The sequence below is a fragment of the Xanthomonas sp. DAR 80977 genome (genome assembly GCF_041240605.1).
Taxonomy (GTDB): Bacteria; Pseudomonadota; Gammaproteobacteria; order Xanthomonadales; family Xanthomonadaceae; genus Xanthomonas_A; species Xanthomonas_A bundabergensis.
Genome location: NZ_CP162487.1, coordinates 2,410,687 through 2,432,685, shown reverse-complemented (window position 1 = coordinate 2,432,685; position 21,999 = coordinate 2,410,687). Strand labels below are relative to the sequence as shown.

The window sequence follows — 21,999 nt, the reverse complement described above, 5'->3', positions numbered from 1 at the left end:
ATGGTTCATGAACGCCGCGCGGTTCAGGCGTGCGCGAAATCGTAGGCGAGCACATCGCCGATCCGCGCGGTGCCGCGCATCGCCATCAGCAGGCGATCGACGCCGACCGCGACGCCGGCGCAATCGGGCAGCGCCGGCAAGGCCTGCAGCAGGCGCTCGTCCAGCGGCGGCAGCGGCGCGCCGCGCGCGCGGCGCAGCGCGTGATCGCGCAGGAAGCGGCGGCGCTGCTCGGCGGCGTCGTTGAGTTCGTGGTAGCCGTTGGCCAGTTCGTAGCCGCCCAGGTACAGCTCGAAGCGTTCGGCCACCGGCGGCTGCGCGTCGCGGATGCGCGCCAGCGCGCACTGCGTGGCCGGCCAGTCGTGGACCACGGTGATGCGATCGGCCGGGAACGCCGATTGCAGGCAATGGGTCATCAGCAGGTCGAGCCAGTCGTCGCGGGTCAGCCCCGCGGCGTCGATGCGGATGTCGCGCAACGGCCGCTGCAGCGCGTCCAGCGGCGCCAGCAACGGATCCAGGTCCAGGGTATCCAGGAACAGTTGCCGATAGGTGACGACGTGCAGCGTCGCGCTGCGCGCCACCAGCGCCAGCGCCTCGCGCACCAGCGCCACGGTCTCGTCCACCAGTTGCAGGTGGTTCCAGCCGACCCGGTACCACTCGAGCATGCTGAACTCGGGATTGTGGCGGCCGCCGGCCTCGCCGTTGCGGAACACCCGGCCCAGTTCGTAGCAGTCGCCGACGCCGGCGGCCAGCAGCCGTTTCAATGGATACTCGGGCGAGGTGCGCAGCCAGCGCAGCGCCGGGCCGGCATCGACGTGGCCGCTGAAGCGGGTCTGGAAACTGTCGATGTTGGGCTCGGTGTTGCCCGCCACCGACAGCATCGGCGTCTCCACCTCGAGCACGTCGCGCGCGGCGAAGAAGGCGCGGATGCGCGCGTTGAGCGCAGCGCGCAGGCGCAGCGCGGCCAGGTCCACCGCGCTCATCGCCGCGTTCCGCGCGGCTGCCGCGACGCGCGCAGGCGGCGGCTCATCCCTGCCCCTCGTGCTCGCCGAGCAGCGCCAGCAGCTGCGCCTCGTCCCACACCGCAACGCCCAGCTCCTGCGCCTTGTCCAGCTTGGAGCCGGCCTCGGCGCCGGCGACGACGAACGTGGTCTTCTTCGACACGCTGCCGGCGACCTTCGCCCCCAGCGCCTCCAGCCGCGCCTTGGCCGCGTCGCGGCTGAGTTGCTGCAAGGTCCCGGTCAGCACCACGGTCTGCCCGTCCAGCGGCGCGGCGCGGCGCTCGGCCTGCGCCGGCGCCGCTTCCAGCAGCCGCCGCATCGCCGCATCGGCGGCGCGCAAGGCCTGCACCCGGCCCTCGTCGGCCAGGTAGGCGGCCAGGTTGGCCGCGCCCGCCGCCGACAGCCCGGCGCCGGTCCAGCCGCTTTCGTTGGCGCGCAGCAACGCATCGAGCGTGCCGTAGGTCGCGGCCAGCCGCTGCGCGCTCTTGCCGCCGAGCTTGTCCACCGGCAGCGTGGTCAGCAGGTGCGCCAGGTCGAGGCGCTCGCGCAGCTCCGCCGGCGGCCGGCCTTCGTCGGAAAAGCGGATATCGGCCTGGATCAGCGCATCGACCACCGCGGCGTTGCCGGGTTGCTCGAAGAACGTCGCGATCGAGCGCGCCACCTCGCCGCCGATATCCGGCAGCGCCTGCAACAGCACCGCCGGCGTGGAGCGCACGAAGTCCAGCGACCCCAGCCAGTGCGCGAGCGCCTTGGCGGTGGTCTCGCCCAGGTGCGGGATGCCCAGCGCGAACAGGAACCGCGGCAGCGTGGTGTCGCGGCTGGCGGCGATGCCGGCGACCAGGTTCTCGGCCCACTTCGTGGCCAGCTTGCCGCCCAGATCCACCGCCAGGTGCGCGCGCAGGAACTCGGCGCGCGTCCACTCCGGCGCGTCCTGCGCCAGCAGCGCCTGGCCCTGCGCATCGAGCGCCAGCGCGCCCTTGCTGTCGGCCACCGCCTGTACCAGGTCGGCCGCCGTCGCCGCGTCCAGCGCCGCCTTCATCCGCACCAGGTCTTCGACGCTCAGCGCGTACAGGTCGGCCAGCGAATGCACGAAGCCGAACTCGACCAGGGCATCGGCCTGGCGATCGCCCAGGCCTTCGATGTCCATGGCCCGGCGCGAGGCGAAATGGCGCACGGCCTCCTTGCGCTGCGCCGCGCAGGCCAGGCCGCCGCTGCAGCGCCAGGCCACCGCGTCCTCTTCCTTGACCAGTTCCGAACCGCAGACCGGGCACGTGGCCGGCATCGTCCACGGCACCGTGCCGGCCGGGCGGCGTTCGGCGATGACCCGCACCACTTCGGGAATCACGTCGCCGGCACGGCGCACGATCACCGTGTCGCCTTCGCGCACATCCAGCCGCGCGATCTGGTCGGCGTTGTGCAAGGTCGCGTTGGTGACGGTGACGCCGGCGACCTGCACCGGTTCCAGCCGCGCCACCGGGGTGACCGCGCCGGTGCGGCCGATCTGCACTTCGATCGCGCGCAGCACGGTGGACTGCTCCTGCGCCGGGAACTTGTGCGCCAGCGCCCAGCGCGGCGCGCGCGAGACGAAGCCCATCGCCGCCTGCTGGTCGTAGTCGTCGAGCTTGTAGACCACGCCGTCGATGTCGTACGGCAGCGCGTCGCGCCTGGCGCCGATCTGGCGGAAATACGCGATCAGGCCGTCGAAGCCGGTCGCGGTGGCGACCTCGGGCGCCACCGGGAAGCCGAAGCGGCGCAGCAGTTCCAGGGTCTGCGAATGGGTCTCGGGCAGTTCCAGGCCGCGCACCTCGCCGACCGAATAGGCGAAGAACGCCAGCGGCCGGCGCCGGGTGACCGCCGGATCGAGCTGGCGCAGCGAACCGGCGGCGCCGTTGCGCGGGTTGGCGAGCAGCTTCTCGTTGCGCTCCAGCGCCTTGGCGTTCCAGTCGGCGAAGGCCGCGCGCGGCATGTAGATCTCGCCGCGCACCTCCAGCACCGCCGGAAACGGCATGCCGAGGTCGCGCAGCTTCAGCGGTACCGAGCGCACCTGGCGCAGGTTGGCGGTGACGTCCTCGCCGGTGCTGCCGTCGCCGCGGGTGGCGCCCTGCACGAACGCGCCGTCCTCGTAGCGCAGGCTGATCGCCAGGCCGTCCAGCTTCGGTTCGACCGAGAACACCGGCGCGGCCAGCTCCAGCTCGCGCTCGATGCGCCGCTCGAAATCGGCGACCTCGGCGAACCGGGTGCGGTCGTCGGCGTCGTCGGCCACGCCCGGCGTCTCGAACGCATTGGCCAGCGACAGCATCGGCATCGCGTGCCGCACTTCCGGGAAGCCGCCGTCGGGCCGCGCGCCGACCGTGCGGGTCGGCGAGTCGTCGCGCGCCAGCTGCGGATGTTCGGCCTCCAGCGCCTCCAGCTCGCGCATCAACGCGTCGTACTCGGCATCGGTGATCGTCGGATCGTCGTGCACGTAGTAGCGATCGTTGGCGTCTTCGATACGGCGGCGCAGCGCGGCAACGCGCTGTTGGAGATCGGATGGAGCGGGCATGCGGCCGGGACGTGGTGACGGAACAGGGGGGCGATAGTAACTGCGTGCCTGGCGAGGGGAAATGCGTGCGAGGTCGCGGCGGTGGCGAGGTGCCTGGCGCGGCACGGTGCGGCAGGAATGGGACATGGCGGGCGGCGATCGACGGTGTGCGGCATGCCGTACCCCACCCCAACCCCTCTGCCGGGGCGAGAGGGGCTTGAGCGGCGCTGCGCTTGCGATCCCGTCCCCCAGTTTGCGCAGGATTCAGAAAACTTGCCCAAACGTTAAGCGAACGTTAGCTTTGCCCTCCCCGCTACGACGTTTCGCCTGGAGAGTGCCGTGTCGCTACCTGTTTCGCGCCGTTCCTTCCTTTCCCTCGCCACCTCGGGCCTGGCGGTCGGCGCATTGGGCCTGGCACCGGCTGCGGAGGCGGCAAAGCGCAAGGCAGCGGCCGTCGCGACGCCCGGCGTGGCGCCGGCCGCCGGCCCGGTCTACCTGGACTTCAACGAATGCCCGCTGGGCCCGGCGCCGGCCGCGCTGGACGCGGCACAGGCGATCCTGCCGCGCGCCGGCCGCTACCTGTTCGACCTGCAGAACGACCTGATCGCCCTGTTCGCCGGCGAGCAGCGGCTGCCCAGCGACCACGTCGCGGTCTATCCCGGCTCCAGCGAGCCGCTCAACCGCGCCGCGCGCGCGTTCACCTCGGCGCGCGCCGGCGTGGTGGTGGCCGATCCGACCTTCGAGGCGGTCGCCGATGTCGCCGCCGCGCATGGCGCGCCGGTGCGGCGGGTACCGCTGCGCGCCGACGGCGCGCACGACGTCAAGGCGATGGCCAGCGCCGATCCGAACGCCGGCCTGATCTACCTGTGCAATCCGAACAATCCGACCGGCTCGATCACCGCGCGCGCCGACATCGAATGGCTGCTGGCCAACAAGCCCGCCTCCAGCGTGCTGCTGGTCGACGAGGCCTACATCCACTACAGCGAGCAGAGTTCGGTGGTCGACCTGATCGGCCAGCGCCAGGACCTGCTGGTGCTGCGCACCTTCTCCAAGCTGTACGGCATGGCCGGGCTGCGCCTGGGCCTGGCGGTGGCCTCGCCGGGGCTGCTGACCAAGCTGGCCGCCTTCGGCGAGAACCCGGTGGCGGTGACCGCGATCGCCGCCGGCATCGCCAGCCTGCGCGACGTGCAACTGGTGCCGGCGCGGCGCGCGGAGAACGCGCGCGTGCGCAACGACACCATCGCCTGGCTGCAGAGCAAGGGCTACAAGTGCCTGCCGTCGCAGGCCAACTGCTTCATGGTCGACGTCAAGCGCGACGGCAAGGCCGTCGCCGCGGCGATGGCCAGGCAGGGCGTGATGATCGGGCGCAGCTGGCCGATCTGGCCGAAGCTGGTGCGCGTCACCGTCGGCACCGAGGCGGAGATGCTGCGGTTTCGCGAGGCGTTTTTGAAAGCGCGCAAATAGCGCGCGCTTCGGGATTGGGGAGTCGGGATTGGGGATTCGTAAGAGCCTGGGTTTGATGCCTTCCTAGGCTTCGCCCGTACCCTCATCCGCCCCTTCGGGGCACCTTCTCCCGATGGGAGAAGGGAGGCGCAGTGGATTCGCTTTTACGAATCCCCAATCCCGAATGCCCAATCCCGGCGCCGCGCTACCAGCGCGGCGCCTTCGTCAACGGCGGCGCCTGGTGCTGCCGGTCGTAGGCGCGCAGTTCGTCGCGGATGTGCGCGATGCGCTGGCGGCCGAGCGCGTTGCGGCTGTCGTCCAGGACCACGCCGTCGAGCAGTTCGCCCATGCGCTGCACGGTCGGCAGCATCTTTTCCCAGGCGTCGAGCGCGGTCAGCGGCGCCGGCAGGGTCAGGAAGAACGCGATCGCCGGGGTCTCCATCGCGCGGATGTGGGCCATGTCGAAGCTGCCCGGCTTCATGATGCTGGCCATGCTGAAGATCGGGCCGCGCTCGGGATGGCCTTCGACCAGGCGGTGGAACACGTTCATGTGGCCGAACACCAGCCCGGTCTTCTCCGCGGCGACGACGATGTCCTCGCCGCGCAGCACCTGGCCGGCGCGCGCGGCGACGTACAGCGAGACGATCTTGTCGAAGTCCTGGCTCGGCCGCTTGCCGAGTTCGGCGCTGGCCGATTCGGCGGCGGGCAGGCCCAGCTCCGGCTGGCCGAGGGCGCCGTCCTGCTCGGCCGCGGCGACGGCCTCGCCATCGGCGGGCAGCGCGGCATCGCCGAGCGACGGCTCGCGGCGCGGCGCGGCCGGATCGGTCGGTTCCACGCGCCGGCCCTGGGTCGGTTTCTTCGGGCGGCCGAACAGGAAGATCGCCGCGATCAACAGCAGGCCGGCGGCGAGGATGCCGATGCGTAGCATTGCCATGTCGGACATTACGGGGGTTACTCCGGCAGGGGTGCGTAGGGGGAAGACAAGGTATTTAGCATGTCACGTCAGGCCGCGCCCGCCAAACGCGCGGCTTCCTCGAGGTCCACGCTGACCAGGCGGCTGACGCCCGGCTCGCGCATGGTCACGCCGCTGAGCTGGTGCGCCGCTTCCATCGTCGCCTTGTTGTGGCTGACGAACAGGAACTGCACCTTCTCGCTCATTTCCTTGACCATCGCCGCCAGGCGGCCGACGTTGGCTTCGTCCAGCGGCGCGTCGACCTCGTCGAGCAGGCAGAACGGCGCCGGGTTGAGCTGGAAGATCGCGAACACCAGCGCCACCGCGGTCATCGCCTTCTCGCCGCCGGACAGCAGCGAGATGCTGGACACGCGCTTGCCCGGCGGCCGCGCCATGATCGCCACGCCGGTGTCGAGCAGGTCTTCGCCAGTGAGTTCCAGATACGCGTGGCCGCCGCCGAACAGGCGCGGATACAGCGCCTGCACGCCGGAATTGACCCGGTCGAAGGTGTCCTTGAAACGGCCGCGGGTCTCGCGGTCGATCTTGCGGATCGCATCCTCCAGGGTCTCCAGCGCGGTGTTCAGGTCCACGTCCTGCGCTTCCAGGTATTCGGCGCGCTGCGCGGCCTCGCCGTATTCGCTGATCGCGGCCAGGTTGACCGGCTCCAGGCGGCGCATGCGTCCGTCGATCTGCTGCACCGCCTGCTCCCATTCGGCCGGATCGGCCTGCTCGGGCAAGCCGTTGATCACGTCCTCGAGCACGAAGCCGGCCTTGACCACCGCCGCCGACAGCTGCTCGGCGCTGAGCACCAGCGCCTGCTGGTCGAGGCGGCGCTGGGCGATACGCTCGCGCTGCGCCAAGGCCTGTTCGTCGCGCTGCTGGCGGGTCTGTTCCAGGCCGCGCAGTTCGTTGTCGATGCCGTCCAGCTGCGCGCGCGCCTCGCCGAGCACGCGGTCGGTGCGCACGCGTTCGCTGAGCGCGGCCTGGTGCTCGGCTTCCAGCGCATGCACCGGCGAATCGCCTTCGCTCAGCTGCGCGCTGAGTTCGCCCAGGCGCGAATCCAGTTGCCCGCGCTGGTTGCCCATGCGCTCCAGCGCCTGGCTCAGCGAGGCGATCTGCGCGCGTTGCGATTCCAGGGTCAGGGCCAGCGCATGCGAGGCCTCGCGCACCCGGCGCGCGGCATCGCGGGCCAGGTCGCGCGCCTCGGTGAGCTGGCGGCGCTCGCTCTCCAGCGCGTGCCGGGTGGTTTCCAGGTCGCCCATGCTGGTGACCGCGTCCTCCAGCTTGGAGCGCGCCTCGCGCGCCTGCTCGCGGCTGCTGTCCAGGGTTTCCAGCAGTTGCGCGATCTCCGCCTCGATGCGCTCGATGCGGGTGCGCGCGGCATCCACCTTGCCCTGCTGGCTCTGCAGCTGCCCGGCCAGTTCGGAGACGCTGCGGTGCGCCTGGTACAGCTGGCGCTGCGCTTCCTCGCGCTGCTGCTCGGCGGCCAGCGACTGCTCGCGCAGGCTCGCCAGGCGCTGGTCCAGTTCCGCTTCGCGGTCCTGCAGCGCGTCGATCTGGCCGCGCAGGGCCTGGATCTCGCGCTCGCGCAGCAAGGCGCCCTGCTTGGCCGCGCCGGAGCGCGACACGCGCAGCCAGCCCTCGCCCAGGCGCGCGCCGTCGCGGGTGATGACCGAATCGCCCTCGCCCAGCTGCGGCAGCAAGGCGCGCGCGGCGGCGAGGTCCTCGGCAGCGTGCAGCCGCGACAGCAGCCGGCGGATCGCGATCGGGCCCTGCACCTTGGCCGCCAGCGAGGTCGGCGCGAAGTTGCCGGCCTGCTCCTGGTTGCCGACCAGGGCGATGCGGCCTTCGCCGAGTTCGCCCAGCGCATCGACCAGGGTTTCCGGCGCATCGACCAGCACGCCTTCGATCAATTGCCCGAGCGCGCCTTCGACCGCGTTTTCCCAGCCGCTCTCGACGCTGATGCGCTCGCCCACGCGCGCCGCCGAATCCAGCCCGCGCGCCTTCAGCCAGGCCACCGCGGCGCCCTGCTCCTGGCCGAGCGCGGCCTGCTGCAGGGTTTCCAGCGACGACAGCCGGCCGCGCGCGGCCTGCGCCTGCTTGCGCACCTCGGCCAGTTCCGCCTGCGCGCCGCGCTGCTGTTCCTGCAGCGCCGCCACCGCCTGCTTGCGGGTTTCGACCTGCTCGTTGAGCCCGTCCAGCGCGGCGCGCTGGGTCTCGTGCTGCAGTTCCACCTGTTCGAACGCGGCGGCCAGCGCGTCCAGGTCCAGCCCGGCGCGTTCGGCGGCCAGCGCTTCGCGGCGGCGCTCGGCTTCCAGCGACTGCCGGTCCAGGTAGTCGACGCGGGTGCGCTCCACTTCGCCGGCGCGCGAGGCCTCGGCGGTGTAGCGCTGGTGCGCTTCCCAGCGCTGCTGCCAGTCGGCCAGCCTGCCCTCGGCCTCGCGCAAGGCCTCCTGCTTGTATTCGTTGTCTTCCTGCAACTGCTCCAGCTGCGGTCCGGCCACGTCCACCGATTCGCGCAGCAGCGCCAGCTTGGCCTCGTCGCCGCTGATGTGCTGGCCGAGTTCGGCCAAGGCCAACTGCGCTTCGTCGCGCGCCTTGTGCAGGCGCTGCGACAGGTCGCGCTGGTGCTGGATCTGCTGTTCGATGCGCGCCAGCGTGCTGCCGACCTGGTAGACCTCGGCCTGGGCCTTGCTCAGGGCGTCGGCGGCCTCCTCGCGGCGCACGCGGCCGGTCTCGATCCGCGCCTCGGCGTCGCGCTGTTCGGCGATGAACTGCTGCAGGCGCGTCTCTTCCTGGCCCAGCGCCTCGCGCAGGCCCTGCAGGCGCCCGTCCAGGCCGCGGTATTCCAGCGCCTTCCACTGCGCGTCCTTGACCCTTCGCTCTTCCTGCAGCGCCTGGTACTGCTCGGCCTGGCGCGCCTGGCGCTTGAGGTGCTCGAGCTGCTTGCCGATCTCCTCGCGCAGGTCGCCCAGGCGTTCCAGGTTCTCGCGGGTATGGCGGATGCGGGTCTCGGTCTCCTTGCGCCGCTCCTTGTACTTGGAGATGCCGGCCGCCTCCTCCAGGTACACGCGCAGGTCTTCCGGGCGCGCCTCGATGATCTGGCTGATCATGCCCTGCTCGATGATCGAGTAGCTGCGCGGACCCAGGCCGGTGCCCAGGAACAGGTCGGTGATGTCGCGGCGCCGGCACTTGGTGCCGTTGAGGTAATAGCTGCTGCTGCCGTCGCGGCTGACCTGGCGCTTGACCGAGATCTCGTTGAACGAGGCGTACTCGCCGGAGATGGTGTGGTCGGAATTGTCGAAGATCAGCTCCACCGTGGCCTGCGACACCGGCTTGCGCGCCGAGGAGCCGGAGAAGATCACGTCGGTCAGCGAGTCGCCGCGCAGGCGGCTGGCCGAGCTCTCGCCCATCACCCAGCGCACCGCGTCGATGATGTTCGACTTGCCGCAGCCGTTCGGACCGACGATGCCGGTCATGTTGGTCGGCAGGTGCAGCGTGGTCGGATCGACGAAGGACTTGAAGCCGGACAGCTTGATGGTCGACAGGCGCATGGGGCAGGCAATCCATGGCAGGCGCGGCCGGCAGGCCGGCACGCGCTGCCGCTAGTGAATATCCAGGTGAAGTCCCGCTTCCAAACCCTTGATACGACTACGATCGCCGGACAGGAAACAGGCACGAACCGGTGAGTATAACGGCCCCAGCGGGCGCCGGGGCCGGAGGCCGCAAACGAAACGGGCACCTTGCGGTGCCCGTTTCGGTACAGCGATGGAAGCCGTGGATCAGGCTTCGGCTTCGACCACGACCTTGACCGTGGTCTCGACGTCGGCGTGCAGGCGCACCAGCACCTCGTACTCGCCGATGTTGCGGAACGCGCCTTCGCCCAGCACCACTTCGCCCTTTTCCAGCGGCAGGCCGGCGGCGGTGAACGCCTCGGCGATGTCGCGCGGGCCGACCGAGCCGTACAGCTTGCCTTCGGTCGACGCGTTGGCCTTGACGGTGACGCTGGCGCCTTCCAGCTTGGCGGCACGGGCCTCGGCCTCGTCGTGGATCGACTTGGCCTTGGCTTCGTACTCGGCGCGCTTGGCTTCGAACTCGGCGACGTTGGCGGCGGTGGCCGGCACGGCCTTGCCCTGCGGCACCAGGTAGTTGCGGCCATAGCCCGGCTTGACGTCGACCTTGTCGCCGAGGCCGCCCAGGTTGGTCACTTTCTGCAGGAGGATCAGTTGCATGGTGTTGCTCCGTTATTCGTTAGCGCCGGCCCGTGGCCGACGCAACGCGTGCTGTCCGAATAGGACGGGAATGGAATTGCCGGGAATCGGGAATGGAGGACAGGGAATGGGACAGACCCTGTTCGCCCGACGCACGTCAAATATCGTGGTTGTCCGTGTACGGGATCAGCGCCAGGAAACGCGCGCGCTTGACCGCCGTGGCCAGCTGGCGCTGGTACTTGGACTTGGTGCCGGTCACGCGGCTCGGCACGATCTTGCCGTTCTCGGTGAGGTACTGGCGCAGGGTGTTGAGATCCTTGTAGTCGATCTCTTTGACGCCCTCGGCGGTGAACTTGCAGAACTTGCGGCGACGGAAGAACTTGGACATGGCAGTGCTCCTTAGGCGGCTTCGGCGGCGTCGCCGTCGGTTTCGGTGGCGGCGGCAGGCGCGTCGCCTTCCTCGTCGTCGCGGCGACGGCGCTCACTGCGCTCGGGCTTGTCGCCCTTCTCGTCCTTGCTCTTCATGATCAGCGACTGCTCGGTGTCCGGGCCGTCGCGCTTGATCACCAGGTGGCGCAGCACGGCGTCGTTGAAGCGGAAGCTCTCGACCAGCTCGCTGAGGATGGCCTGGTCCACTTCGATGTTGAGCATGACGTAGTGCGCCTTCACCAGGTTCTGGATCGGGTACGCCAGCTGGCGGCGGCCCCAGTCTTCCAGGCGGTGGATGGTGCCGCTGCCGTTCTCGACCAGCGACTTGTAGCGCTCGATCATGGCCGGGACCTGCTCGCTCTGGTCCGGATGGACCAGGAACACGATTTCGTAATGACGACTCATGTGGTTATACCTTTCGGATGTGGCCCGAGGGCCGGACAGCCCCCCGCGAGGCCCAAAACGGGTGCGGTGGGGCAAGGGATCCCGCCACGACGGGCGCAGGAAGCCGGAAAGTATGGCAGCGCAGGCGCCGCGCCGCAAGGTCCGGGCCCCCGCCCGCCCACGCAGGCCGCAGCCTGTCGCCGGTCAGCGCTGCCGGGCCGTTGCAGGTTTTGCGACACTGGCCGGGTGAACACCCGCATCCCCCCTGCCATTTCGAGCACCGCGGCGGCCGCGTTGGCGCCTGTGCGGCGGCCTGCCCTGCCCGCTTTCGCACGCCACGAGCGCGTGCCCAGGCCCGCGCGAAGGCGCCGCACCGCAAGGAACGCCGCGCTGCATCGCCCGCGGCACGCCACGCCCGTCGGATGCGCGCAGTGAACGCCGACCCGCTCGCCGGCCACCCTGGCGCCCATACCGGCCAACCGTTGCGGCTGGACCTGCCGCCGGCAGTGGCCACGGCCTTGCGCGGCGCGCGCCGCTACCTGCTCGACGACGGCACGCCGCTGTACGCGCTGGCCTTCGAGGCCGGGCGCTTCCAGCCGCAGGCCTTCGCCGCGGCGGCGATCGCCTGCCCGGACAGCATCGCGCGCAGCGTGCGCAAGCGCCAGGCGGAATTCCTGTTCGGGCGCCTGGCCGCGCGGCTGGCACTGACGGACGCGCTCGGCCCGGCGCAGGCGCAGGCCGAGATCGCGATCGGCGCGGCGCGCGAACCGCGCTGGCCGGGCGGCAGCCTGGGCAGCATTTCCCATGGCGACGGCTGCGCGGCGGCGGTGGCGCTGGCGGCCGGCCAGCGCCAGGGCATCGGCATCGACCTGGAACGGCTGCTCGCGCCGGCCGCGCGCGAGGCCGTGCTGGGCGTGGCGATCGACGACGCGGAGGCGGCCCTGCTGGCAGCGGCGGCGGATGCGCGGTGGCCGCCCGATGCGCTGCTGACCGCGCTGTTCTCGGCCAAGGAAAGCCTGTTCAAGGCCGCGTTCGGCGCGGTCGGGCGCTATTTCGATTTCGCCGCGGCGCGCGTGTGCGGAGTCGACCTGGCGCGGCGGCGGCTGCGCCTGCGACTCACCGAGACGCTATGCGCGCAGTTCGCCGAAGGACAGGTCTGCGAGATCGGCTTCGCGCGGCTGGACCTGGATCCGCAGCTGGTGCTGACCCACTACGCGTGGTGAGCGCGGCGCCGGCGCTCAGCGCGCGGCGGCGGCCGCATGCTCGGCGTCGGTGGTGAAGCTCTCGCCGCAGCCGCATTCGGCGGTGGCGTTGGGATTGCGGAAGATGAAGGTCTCGCCCAGGCCCTGCCTGGCGAAATCGATCTCGGTGCCGTCGACCAGCGGCAGGCTGGCGGCATCGACGTAGATGCGCACCCCGTCCTGCTCGAACACCGCATCGTCCGGGTGCGCCTCGCGCGCCAGGTCGGTGACATGGCCCCAGCCCGAGCACCCGGTGCGTTCGACGCCGAAGCGCAGGCCCAGCGCGCCGGGGGTCTGGGCGACGAAGCGCTGCACGCGCTCGAAGGCGACGGGAGTGAGGTGGATGGCCATGGCGAACGACTCCGGGGACAGCGAACGGTCATTATAGGGAGGAACCGGTGCGGCGGATGCGCGCCGCGCCTCGCAAGCGCCGCGGTTCAGCCAGTACACTTGCCCGTTCCATATCGAGTCGCTGCGGCGAGGATTCAAGTCATGACGGTGGTGAGCGTTGAGCATGCGCTGGCCGGGAAGATCCCGGCGGGCGGCGAAGTGACGGTACGCGGCTGGGTCCGCACCCGGCGCGATTCCAAGGCGAGGCTGTCCTTCGTCAACGTCAGCGACGGCTCCTGCTTCGCGCCGATCCAGGTGGTGGCGCCGGCCGAACTGCCCAACTACGAGGCGGAAGTGAAGCGGCTGACCGCCGGCTGCGCGGTGATCGCGCGCGGGCGCCTGGTCGCCTCGCAGGGCCAGGGCCAGAGCTTCGAGATCCAGGCCGAGGCGATCGAGGTGGTGGGCTGGGTCGAGGACCCGGAGACCTACCCGATCCAGCCCAAGGCGCATTCGCTGGAATTCCTGCGCGAGGTCGCGCACCTGCGCCCGCGCACCAACCTGTTCGGCGCGGTCACCCGCATCCGCAACTGCCTGGCGCAGGCGGTGCACCGCTATTTCCACCAGAACGGCTACAACTGGATCAGCACCCCGATCATCACCACCTCCGACGCCGAAGGCGCCGGGCAGATGTTCCGCGTGTCGACCCTGGACCTGGCCAACCTGCCGCGCGACGGCAAGGGCCAGGTCGATTTCGGCCGCGACTTCTTCGGCAAGGAAACCTTCCTGACCGTGTCCGGCCAGCTCAACGTCGAGGCCTACTGCCTGGCGCTGAGCAAGGTCTACACCTTCGGCCCGACCTTCCGCGCCGAGAACAGCCACACCACCCGGCACCTGGCCGAGTTCTGGATGATCGAGCCGGAGATCGCCTTCGCCGACCTGGCCGAGGACGCGCGGGTGGCCGAGGACTTCCTCAAGTACCTGTTCCGCGCGGTGCTGGAAGAGCGCGGCGACGACCTGGCGTTCATCGCCGAGCGCGTGGACAAGACCGCGATCAGCAAGCTGGAGGCGTTCATCAATTCGCCGTTCGAGCGCATCGAGTACGGCGATGCGATCACCCTGCTGCAGAAGTCCGGGCACAAGTTCGAGTTCCCGGTGGAATGGGGCCTGGACCTGCAGACCGAGCACGAGCGCTGGCTGACCGAGCAGCACGTCGGCCGCCCGGTGGTGGTGACCAACTACCCCGAGCACATCAAGGCGTTCTACATGCGCCTGAACGACGACGGCAAGACCGTGGCGGCGATGGACGTGCTGGCGCCGGGCATCGGCGAGATCATCGGCGGCAGCCAGCGCGAGGAGCGCCTGGACGTGCTGGACACGCGCATGGTGCAGTTCGGCCTGGATCCGCAGCACTACGGCTGGTACCGCGATTTCCGCCGCTACGGCACGGTGCCGCACGCCGGCTTCGGCCTGGGCTTCGAGCGCCTGGTGGTCTACATCTGCGGGCTGAGCAACATCCGCGACGCGATCCCCTACCCGCGCGCGCCGGGCAGCGCCGAGTTCTGAGGCGATGGCCGACGCCGACGCCACGGTGACCATGTACCGCCCGCTGGGGCCGGAGGAGTTCGCGCTGCTGCGCGAGGCCGGGTTCCGGCGCTGGCCGCCGCGGCTGCCCGAGCAGCCGATCTTCTATCCGGTGACCAACCAGCGCTACGCCGAGGAGATCGCCGGGCGCTGGAACGTCAAGGACAGCGGCGTCGGCTACGTGGCCCGCTTCGCCGTGCGCGCGGCGTTCCTGGCGCCCTACCCGGTGCAGAAAGTGGGCGGCGCGCACCACACCGAGTGGTGGATCCCGGCCGAGGCGCTGGATGCGCTGAACGACAACATCGTCGGTCCCATCGAGATCGTCGCGCGCTTCGATGCGCCGCCTGAGGAGGCCGCCCCATGATCCTGTTCTTCGCGCTGTGCTTCGTCGGCGTGGCGATCGCCGGGTTCAGCGCGTTCCTGATCTTCTGGCCGCTGACCCTGGTGCACATCCGCGACCGGCATCCGCCGCTGGTGGCGGCGTTCGGTCCCGGCGCCTTCCTCAAGCCGGTGGCGCTGGGCTGGCTGCTGGCGCGGCGCTACCGCCCGCTCGGCGACCGTTCGCTGTCCGGGCTGGCGACGCCGGCCTGGCTGTCGCTGCTGACCATCTTCTTCGGCCTGGGCATGGCCGCCCTGCTCTGGCTGCTTTCCCTGGTGATTCCATGACTTCAGACGCATCCGCCGCCGATCGGTGGTACCTGGCCAGCCTCGGCCGCATCCTGGTGTGGGCGCGCCTGCGCGTGCGCGAGGCCGGCACCGCCGAGGTACTGGACAGCGACGGCAACACGCTCAGCTACGACAGCGAGGACACCGCGCAAGCGGCGCTGTTCGACGCCGAATTCGTCGCCTACGACGGCCTGGACGAGGACGATGCGCTGGCGCGCGGGTTCTCGCTGCATGAAGTGGCGCCGCCGCAGGCCGACAACGACGCGGCGCTGCGCGGGCGCATGACCCAGACCCTCGGCGCGCGCGCCTGAGCGGCCGATGCACGTCCCGCCGGCGTTCGCCGAAACCGACCTGGGCGCGCTCGACGCGCTGATCGCGCGCGACCCGTTCGCGACCCTGGTCAGCGTCGGCGACGACGGCCTGCCCTGCGCCACGCCGCTGCCGGTGCTGTACCGGCGCGACGGCGCACGCATCGTGATCGAGGGCCACTGGGCGCGCGCCAACCCGCAGTCGCGGCATGCCGGCCCGGCGCTGCTGATCGTGCACGGACCGCAGGCCTACGTGTCGCCGGGCTGGTACCCGGACAAGGAGGCGATGGCGCGCGTGCCGACCTGGAACTACGCCACCGCGCATCTGCACGGCCAGTTGCAGGTCAGCGACGACGAGGCGCTGCTGGCCGACATCGTGGCGCGGCTCAGCGAACGCCACGAGCGCGCGCTCGGCAGCGACTGGCGCTACGAGCCGGACAACGAGGCGCACCGGCGCCAGCTGCGCGGCATCGTCGGCTTCCGCTTCGAACCGGAGCGGGTGGAACTGAAATTCAAGCTCAGCCAGAACCATCCACCGGCCAACGTGGAGGCGGTACGCCAGGCGCTGCAGGCGCAGGCCGATCCGGGCGCGCAGGCGGTGGCCGCGCTGATGCGCGAGCGCCTGCCGCGCGGCTGAGCGGCGCAGGCGCCGAACGCGTGGCGATTGCGTGGCGTCTTGCGCATGCTGCGTTGCCGCCGGTGCACGCCGCTGTCCGTGACACTGCGGCCGTTCCTTCTCTAGTCGGGACCACGGCCACCGTTTAGGGGGAAGCTGCCCCGAAGAGACGGATGAGGGTAGGTGCGCGGCCTCGCGCGACCCAACATCGCGAGGGCTTCGCTCCGTACCCTCACCCCAACCCCTCTCCCGATGGGAGAGGGGCTAACAACGCGCAAGCGCTCAGCCGCAGGTGCTGGCCAGCCGCTGCCGGTCGCCATCCGCCCGTTTGCCGTTCCCCATCCCGCCGTCCAGCGGCGACAGGCCCTCGCGGATCGCATAGCGGGTCAACTGGGCGATGCCGTGCATGCCGAGCTTGAGCATGATGTGCTCGCGATGGGTGCCGATGGTCTTGACGCTGATATGCAGCCGCGCGGCGATCTCCTTGGTGGACAGCCCTTCGGACAGCAATTGCACGATTTCGCGTTCGCGCGAGGTCAGCAGCGTGTAGGCCGAGGCCGCGTCGCCCTGCGCGCAGCGGTACTCGCTGACCAGCGATTGCGACAGGCTCGGGCTGATGTACAGCTGGTCGTTGCTGACCTGCTGGATGGCGCGCAGCAGCTCGTGGAAGGTGCTGTTGCGGGCCAGGCAGCCCTTGGCGCCGGCATCGATGACCGCGCGCACGTTGGCCGCGGCGTCGGAGGCGGCGATGCAGATCGCCTTGCTGTGCGGGCTGCGCTGCAGCAGCCGGCGCGTGGCCTCGATCCCGTTCAAGCCCGGCAGCATCACGTCCATCAGCACGATGTCGGGCTGTCTCCTGGTCACCAGTTGCACGCACTCCAGGCCGTCGGCGGCATGGCCGACCACGTCGATGTCCGGCGTGTTGTTCAACAGGGCGACCATGCCCTCCAGCACGATGCTGCGGTCGGCGGCAATCACGATACGTGTGTTCATTCTCTACCCGTTGTCCTCGGCGTGGATCTCCCTACGCTCGCCACCGCGCGAGAACGCTCCCCTGCGGCGCGAGCGCCCCTTTTGAACCCGATGTGCGGCGGAACGGCGTCACTTGCGTGGCGAAGCCAGCTTGTCACGCCGCACAATCGCGGCCATCGGACTCAAGCTGATATCAGGCGGTGCCCACACCTGAACTTATGCCGATTGCTGCATTCGTCTCGCTACGTAGACAGGGATGGCCGAGGCGGTGCGCGAACCGCGAATCGCACCGGGAAAACGTATGCTCGGCGCAACGTGGCCGATCGTGCGAATGCGGCGACCGCACGCGGCGGCGGTGGCGGTCACTCCGGCGGCGGCAAGCCCGAGGTTGCCGGGCTGTCCGCCTGCAGCATGGCGCGGGCGAACGCGGCGAGCCGCTGCTGCACCATGGCCGGCGGCGTGCCGGCGTCGATCGACTGCTGCAGGGCCATCAGCTGCGCGGCCAGCTCGCCCTGCCAGCGCATGCGTTCGGCGTCGTTGCCGGCGCGCTGCACCTCCAGCGTCGCCTGGGTCTGCGCCGCGGCGTCGCCGCGCACCAGCGTCTCCATGGAATCGACCAGGCGCTGCAGCAGCCGGTACACCGCGGTCGCGGAGAAGCCGCCCAGCATCGCCAGGGTCGGCTTGCCGAAGGTGCGCATGCCGCCGCTCTCGAACAGGTCGCCGGGCAGCACCTCGACCAGGATCAGCCCGGCGATCAGGCCCAGGATCATGCGCGCGCCGTAGGAGGCGTCGAACTTGGGATCGTAGGTGGCGTTGGCGACGTAGCGATGCACCTGGAACAGGGACGAGAACGACGCGCCCAGGCCGGCGCAGGACAGCAGGAACAAGGCGTTCCACAGCAGCACGCTGCCGGAGGAATCCAGGAAGCCCAGGCGCACGTTGTCCGCGCTCACCTCGTCGGACAAGGCCGACGCCACCACCGCGAACAGGAACAGCAGCGAGGTCGCGGTCAGCGCGCGCACCAGTGGCAAGGGCCCCAGCAGCGTCGCCCAGTGCCGGCGGCGGCGCTCGGCATCGAGCAGGAACACCGCCTGCGGCGTCGCCGGGCGGATCAGTTGCGCCAGCCGCCGGTGCATCACCGCCAGTTCGTGCGCGCAGCGCTCGCTGCCGGCGGCGCTGGGCACGGTTCCATCCAGCAGCGCCGACAGGCGCGCGACCAGCTCCGGCGGCACGGCCATGCCGTGTTCCAGCGCATAGCGCGCCATCGCCTCGCATTCCACGCGCAGCTGCGGCAGGATGCCCGCCGGCGGCGCCCGCGACGCGGAAGCCGTCCCGGTAACGGCGAGCCAGCGCCGCACGGCCGCGCCCAAGGCCTGGACCCATGCGTTCATCGGAGCACTCCTGGACGGGAACGGTGGTGGCAGCGGTGCCGGTGCCCGCGCACATGGCGGCTGGCGCCCAGGGGCGTGTCGTCAATTCCCGAGCAGGTCGCGTTGGGTCTGTCGGGTCGCCAGCCGGTGCCGCGTGGCGCAGCGCCTGACGGGTGGTCGGGTCAAGCCGCGCGGTGCCGGCTGGCGGCCTGACAGACCCAGCCACGCTTGCGCGTGCACGCTGCCGTGCCGGCGCGGACGTGGACACGCATGCGCAGGAGTGGCGCGAGCCGCTCGGGGATTGGTGACACGCCCTAGGGAATGCGCTGCAGGGTGCCGGCGTCGGCGCGGGTGCCGAGGCGGTCGAAGATCCGCAGGGTGGCGCTCCCGTCCGGCTGCGGCTGCAGTTCGGCCTGGCCATCGCTGAGCCGGCCGCAGTAGCCGGCGTCGTTGACGGTGAGCGACAGCACCAGCGTGGCGTCGCGCATGCCGGCGTAGCGCGCCTCGAGCTGGCAATCGCGCGGGCTGCCGTAGCGCAGCCTGGCCACGGCGGCGCCGGGCGACAGCGGCGTGGCGGCGATCGCCAGCGTCAGCGCCACCGGGTTGCGGCCGCCGCCGCTGCCGCCTGCCAGGCGCCAGTTGCCCTGCAGCGCGCTGACCGGGCCCGGCGCGGTGTGCAGCAGCACCGGCAACGGCGTGTCGTCGATGCTCAGTTGCAGGTCGTCGGCGGCGCTGCGCTGCGCGGTCAGGCGCCGGCCCAGCAGCCGGTCGCAATAGATGCCGCCATTGATCGACTCCAGGCGATAGGCGCCGGCCTCCTGCGGCAGCAGCGCCAGCGTGCAGTTCAGCGGCGCATCGAACTGCAGGCTGGCCTTGCCGGCGCGCTGCTCCAGGCGGACCGCGGCGATGCGCCGGCTATCCAGCGCCAGGCTGCCGCGCCAGTCGCCGCCCGGCAGCGCCGCCGGTGTCGCCGGTGGGGCCGCGCCGGCGGTCAACAACGGTAGCGCCAGCGCCAGGCATAGCGCCGGCCACAGGCCTGGGCGCGGGAAACGCTGCGAACGGATGGGCATGCGACTCTCCTGTTGAAGTGGATGGGGGGCATCTGCGGCCGTTCACCACGGCGGCGCGATGAAGTAGGCGATGGCCAGCAGGGCCGCGCATGCGCACAGCAGGGCCAGCAGCGCCGAGGCCATGCGTCGGCGGCGACGCCGGCGCTGCGCGCGGGCCAGCGACAGCAGGTCGATGCGCAACTCCCTGCACCAATGGTCGGTGTCGCGCCGCGACAGGACGAACCCGTGTCTACGCATGGTCTGGCTCCGTGGCAGGGTCCTGCACGCCGGGCGGGCGTTGCAGGTTCCAGAGTTTCAGCCGCTGTCCGTCGAACAGCACCTCGCCCAGCGGCGCGTGCGTGCCCTGGAACACGATCTGCAGGCGATGGCCCGGCCGCCGCGGCTTGCGCGGCAACACCTGCAGCAGCAGGCGCGGCGCCTCGTCGGGCATGTCGATCACCTCCAGCTCGACCTCGAAAGCCAGCGCCAGCTCGCCGATCTGCGGCAGTTGCCAGCTGCGCAGCTCCCACAGCGGGATCTGCAGCGACGGCGCATCGGCCGTGGACGCCGCCACCGGCAGCGCCGCCTCGCCGCCGAAGCAGGCGCGCAACAGCTGTTCGTGGCGGGCGCGACAGCGCTGCTGCGCATCCAGCAACGCCGCCGCCAGGCCATGCAGCAACAGGTCGAAATCGCAGCGCGGCGCGCGCATCATTCGTCCTTCAGCCAGCCGGGCTTGCGCGGGAAGCCCACGTGGTAGCACAGCCACTGCATCACCACCTGGTGCTCGCCGACCTGCAGCACGGCGAAATTCTTTTCGGTGCCGATGATCGCGCCCTTGGGCGTATCGCTCAGGCATCGGTTGAGCATGGCCCGCGCCTCTTCGATCTGCTCGGGCGTTTTCATCTGCGTCGGGTTGTCGCTACCGACCACGACCCTTTTGACGAACTTGACTTCAGTGAGGTCGAACATCGTTGACGAGTCCCCCGACGAGATGGTCCAACTAACGCCTTACGCGGCGACCGGCACCGGCGCGCCGACCTTGCGCGGCGCCACCGAGCTCTGCAGGATGTCCATCACCCGCGCCAGCCCTTCCGGCATGCCCTTGTCCTCGGCGTGCACCGCGACGTGGTACTTGGCCGAGTTGTCGGAGCTGCGCGTGTTCTCCTTGTGCGTGGCCACCGAGCCCTGGATGTGCACCTTGGCCTTGAACATGCCCCAGCCGAATTCCATGTCGGCCGACAGCGAGGCCGACGCGTCGGTCGAGGACTTCTCGGAGAAGGACGACTTCACCTCCATGTCGAAGGTGACGTCCACCGTCTGGATGCTCAGGCTCGGCACCTTGACGATGGCCAGCAACGGCACTTCCAGCTCCACTTCCTCTTCGGCGATGCCGCCGGCGGTGGTCGGGTCGTCGACCGGCCGCTTGAAGCGGAAGCTGGCGGTGCGGGTGGCGCCCAGCGCTTGCGGATCGGTGCTGCCGGCGTCCGGCGGCAGGAAGCCGATGACGCGGATGAAATCGGCGGTGGCGCGGGCCAGCTTGACCTGCGCGTCGCAGGCCGCATCCAGCGGGCCGCCGATCAGGTCGCCCATCGGCAGACCCTTGAACTGACTGGAGATGTTTACGAGTTCGTCAGGCATTGCAGTGACTCCTTAGGTAGGTGGATTGGTGACATCGTCCGTGCCCGCGGCGGCCGGCCTGTCGGCCATGACCGTCTTGAACACGCCCTGCGTCTGCGCCAGGTGGTTCATCAACCTGGCCGCTCCGTCAGTTGGTTCGGTCCCTTCCACGCGCAGCACGACGTGGACGGCACTCTGGCGCTGGCTCCTGGCGCTGGCGGTGGTGTCCACCCGCACGCTGGATCTGGCCGCGGTGCGCTTGGCCTGCCAGGCGCCCTGCGGCGCGGCAGGGTCCGGCGGCGGCGCGAAGAAGCCTTCGCTGGACTGCAGCCCGCCCATGTCGCCGAGCTGCGCGTCGAAACTGATCTCCACGTCCTTGATCCGCAGCACGTTGGTCGAGACCAGCGGCAGCAGCGGCGCGCGGTAGTAGTCCTCGTCGTCCTCGCCGGCCTGCGGATGCTGCGATGGCAGGCGGATGATCACGCTCTTGGGCCGATGGAACTCGTCGAAGTAGTCGCCGAGGTTGGCCATCTGGTGCTGTTCGATGCGGTCCTGCGCCTCGATCACCGCACCGGCCAAGGCTTCGATCAGGTCATTCAATGCGGTTTGCCCAGCCATGTTCGCTCCTGCAGAAAGGGGACCGCCGTCGGCGACGGCAGCGGATCGGTGTCGCCCGGCGCGCTCGGGCAACTGCCGCCGCGCCGGCCTGCGTGAGCGCGGGCGGCGACGTGGCGGCGCACGCTCACTTCAGGTCGGGAAACGCGTCGACCCTGGCCAGCCAGCCCTTGAGGAACCTGCCGAGCGCGGGCTTGGCGTCGACCAGGCGACGGTAGTAGTCGCGGCGGCCCTGCTTGTAGCGCGCATACAGGTCGCGCTGGTCGGCGGCCAGCAGCGCCGCCAGCGTGGCCGCGCCGAACTTGCCGTCCGCGGGCAGTTGCAGCGCCGGCGTCTGGTCGTTGAGCACGCGCTGCAGCAGCCTGGTCGCATTGCCGCCGGCGTTGACCTGGAAATCGAACAGGATGTCGGCCAGCGGCTGCAGCGCGATCTGGTCGCCATGCACCGCGTTCCAGTAGCAGGCCTTGTAGATCACCCCGGCCTGCGCGTCGCTGAGCGCGCGCAGGTTGTCCAGGGTCGGTTCCAGTTGCAGCAGGCTCTTGGCATACAGCCGGAACGTGCCCAGGGTGATGCCCTTGTTGGTCGCGCCACCCGGATCCACCGGGTCGTTGACGAAGCCGCCCTCGTGCTTGAGCAAGGTGGGGAAAAACGCGTCGAAGTCGGCCATGCGATCCTCCGGGAAGGCGCCCGTCAGCG

24 protein-coding genes are annotated in these 21,999 nt (G+C 70.5%); 7 read left to right on the top strand and 17 right to left on the bottom strand.

Going from position 1 to position 21,999, the window contains the following annotated elements:
- Positions 1 to 23 precede the first annotated feature (23 nt).
- Together epmA and ligA are read right to left on the bottom strand one after the other, a co-directional pair.
- On the bottom strand, positions 24 to 980 hold the full coding sequence (gene epmA / locus AB3X10_RS10360; protein ID WP_369981305.1) for an EF-P lysine aminoacylase EpmA: 957 nt from the start codon (positions 978 to 980) through the stop codon (positions 24 to 26).
- 43 nt (positions 981 to 1,023) lie between these two features.
- Positions 1,024 to 3,540 carry an NAD-dependent DNA ligase LigA gene (ligA, locus tag AB3X10_RS10355; RefSeq protein WP_369981303.1) on the bottom strand — a complete coding sequence of 839 codons (2,517 nt, stop codon included), beginning with the start codon at positions 3,538 to 3,540 and terminating at the stop codon, positions 1,024 to 1,026.
- Positions 3,541 to 3,858: 318 nt separating this feature from the next.
- Between ligA and AB3X10_RS10350 the strand changes: the two genes are divergently transcribed.
- Positions 3,859 to 4,983: a pyridoxal phosphate-dependent aminotransferase gene (locus tag AB3X10_RS10350; protein WP_369981301.1), complete on the top strand. Its 1,125-nt coding sequence runs from the start codon at positions 3,859 to 3,861 to the stop codon at positions 4,981 to 4,983.
- 184 nt (positions 4,984 to 5,167) lie between these two features.
- On the opposite strand, the gene zipA is transcribed toward AB3X10_RS10350, so the two are convergent.
- From zipA to rpsF, 5 genes are all read right to left on the bottom strand, one after another.
- Positions 5,168 to 5,905, bottom strand: coding sequence for a cell division protein ZipA (gene zipA / locus AB3X10_RS10345; protein WP_369981300.1), 738 nt, complete (start codon positions 5,903 to 5,905; stop codon positions 5,168 to 5,170).
- 59 nt (positions 5,906 to 5,964) lie between these two features.
- Positions 5,965 to 9,468, bottom strand: coding sequence for a chromosome segregation protein SMC (gene smc / locus AB3X10_RS10340; protein ID WP_369981298.1), 3,504 nt, complete (start codon positions 9,466 to 9,468; stop codon positions 5,965 to 5,967).
- Positions 9,469 to 9,696: 228 nt separating this feature from the next.
- Complete coding sequence (gene rplI, locus AB3X10_RS10335) at positions 9,697 to 10,146, bottom strand: 50S ribosomal protein L9 (RefSeq protein ID WP_369981296.1); 450 nt, start codon at positions 10,144 to 10,146, stop codon at positions 9,697 to 9,699.
- A gap of 136 nt (positions 10,147 to 10,282) precedes the next feature.
- Positions 10,283 to 10,513, bottom strand: a complete 231-nt coding sequence (gene rpsR, locus AB3X10_RS10330; protein WP_005926280.1) for a 30S ribosomal protein S18 — start codon at positions 10,511 to 10,513, stop codon at positions 10,283 to 10,285.
- A gap of 11 nt (positions 10,514 to 10,524) precedes the next feature.
- Positions 10,525 to 10,959 (bottom strand): 30S ribosomal protein S6, encoded by a 435-nt coding sequence (rpsF, locus tag AB3X10_RS10325; protein WP_145706270.1) that lies wholly within the window; start codon positions 10,957 to 10,959, stop codon positions 10,525 to 10,527.
- 410 nt (positions 10,960 to 11,369) lie between these two features.
- Between rpsF and AB3X10_RS10320 the strand changes: the two genes are divergently transcribed.
- Positions 11,370 to 12,161 (top strand): 4'-phosphopantetheinyl transferase family protein, encoded by a 792-nt coding sequence (locus AB3X10_RS10320; protein WP_369981293.1) that lies wholly within the window; start codon positions 11,370 to 11,372, stop codon positions 12,159 to 12,161.
- Between the two features lie 15 nt (positions 12,162 to 12,176).
- Here AB3X10_RS10320 and AB3X10_RS10315 read toward each other — a convergent pair whose 3' ends face one another.
- Positions 12,177 to 12,530: a HesB/IscA family protein gene (locus AB3X10_RS10315; protein ID WP_369981291.1), complete on the bottom strand. Its 354-nt coding sequence runs from the start codon at positions 12,528 to 12,530 to the stop codon at positions 12,177 to 12,179.
- Between the two features lie 141 nt (positions 12,531 to 12,671).
- On the opposite strand from AB3X10_RS10315, the gene asnS reads away from it, so the two are divergent.
- From asnS to AB3X10_RS10290, 5 genes are read left to right on the top strand one after another with little or no spacing between them, the layout of a single operon-like run.
- Entirely contained in the window at positions 12,672 to 14,072 is a 1,401-nt protein-coding gene (gene asnS / locus AB3X10_RS10310; RefSeq protein ID WP_369981289.1) for an asparagine--tRNA ligase, read from the top strand.
- A 4-nt stretch (positions 14,073 to 14,076) separates the two neighbouring features.
- Positions 14,077 to 14,454 carry an ADP-ribosylation/crystallin J1 gene (locus AB3X10_RS10305; protein WP_369981287.1) on the top strand — a complete coding sequence of 126 codons (378 nt, stop codon included), beginning with the start codon at positions 14,077 to 14,079 and terminating at the stop codon, positions 14,452 to 14,454.
- Entirely contained in the window at positions 14,451 to 14,756 is a 306-nt protein-coding gene (locus tag AB3X10_RS10300; protein ID WP_003473760.1) for a hypothetical protein, read from the top strand. Before AB3X10_RS10305 ends, AB3X10_RS10300 begins: the two co-directional genes overlap by 4 nt.
- Positions 14,753 to 15,067, top strand: coding sequence for a hypothetical protein (locus tag AB3X10_RS10295; protein WP_369981284.1), 315 nt, complete (start codon positions 14,753 to 14,755; stop codon positions 15,065 to 15,067). The genes AB3X10_RS10300 and AB3X10_RS10295 overlap by 4 nt, the downstream gene beginning before the upstream one ends.
- Before the next feature lie 7 nt (positions 15,068 to 15,074).
- Positions 15,075 to 15,701, top strand: coding sequence for an FMN-binding negative transcriptional regulator (locus AB3X10_RS10290; RefSeq protein ID WP_369981282.1), 627 nt, complete (start codon positions 15,075 to 15,077; stop codon positions 15,699 to 15,701).
- 261 nt (positions 15,702 to 15,962) lie between these two features.
- Here the strand turns inward: AB3X10_RS10290 and AB3X10_RS10285 are convergent, their stop codons facing one another.
- The 9 genes from AB3X10_RS10285 to AB3X10_RS10245 form a co-directional block, all read right to left on the bottom strand.
- Positions 15,963 to 16,673, bottom strand: coding sequence for a response regulator (locus AB3X10_RS10285; protein ID WP_369981280.1), 711 nt, complete (start codon positions 16,671 to 16,673; stop codon positions 15,963 to 15,965).
- Between the two features lie 341 nt (positions 16,674 to 17,014).
- On the bottom strand, positions 17,015 to 17,917 hold the full coding sequence (locus AB3X10_RS10280) for a hypothetical protein (protein WP_369981766.1): 903 nt from the start codon (positions 17,915 to 17,917) through the stop codon (positions 17,015 to 17,017).
- A 419-nt stretch (positions 17,918 to 18,336) separates the two neighbouring features.
- A complete protein-coding gene (locus tag AB3X10_RS10275) occupies positions 18,337 to 19,092 on the bottom strand; it encodes a hypothetical protein (protein WP_369981278.1) in 756 nt (251 codons plus the stop codon).
- A 42-nt stretch (positions 19,093 to 19,134) separates the two neighbouring features.
- Positions 19,135 to 19,329: a hypothetical protein gene (locus AB3X10_RS10270; protein WP_369981276.1), complete on the bottom strand. Its 195-nt coding sequence runs from the start codon at positions 19,327 to 19,329 to the stop codon at positions 19,135 to 19,137.
- Positions 19,322 to 19,780 (bottom strand): hypothetical protein, encoded by a 459-nt coding sequence (locus tag AB3X10_RS10265; protein ID WP_369981274.1) that lies wholly within the window; start codon positions 19,778 to 19,780, stop codon positions 19,322 to 19,324. The genes AB3X10_RS10270 and AB3X10_RS10265 overlap by 8 nt, the downstream gene beginning before the upstream one ends.
- Positions 19,780 to 20,040 carry a hypothetical protein gene (locus AB3X10_RS10260; RefSeq protein ID WP_369981272.1) on the bottom strand — a complete coding sequence of 87 codons (261 nt, stop codon included), beginning with the start codon at positions 20,038 to 20,040 and terminating at the stop codon, positions 19,780 to 19,782. Before AB3X10_RS10260 ends, AB3X10_RS10265 begins: the two co-directional genes overlap by 1 nt.
- Positions 20,041 to 20,079: 39 nt before the next feature.
- Positions 20,080 to 20,709 (bottom strand): DUF2589 domain-containing protein, encoded by a 630-nt coding sequence (locus AB3X10_RS10255; RefSeq protein ID WP_145706246.1) that lies wholly within the window; start codon positions 20,707 to 20,709, stop codon positions 20,080 to 20,082.
- Between the two features lie 12 nt (positions 20,710 to 20,721).
- Positions 20,722 to 21,306, bottom strand: coding sequence for a DUF2589 domain-containing protein (locus AB3X10_RS10250; RefSeq protein ID WP_369981270.1), 585 nt, complete (start codon positions 21,304 to 21,306; stop codon positions 20,722 to 20,724).
- A 124-nt stretch (positions 21,307 to 21,430) separates the two neighbouring features.
- Complete coding sequence (locus AB3X10_RS10245) at positions 21,431 to 21,970, bottom strand: glycoside hydrolase family 108 protein (RefSeq protein WP_369981268.1); 540 nt, start codon at positions 21,968 to 21,970, stop codon at positions 21,431 to 21,433.
- Positions 21,971 to 21,999 lie beyond the last annotated feature (29 nt).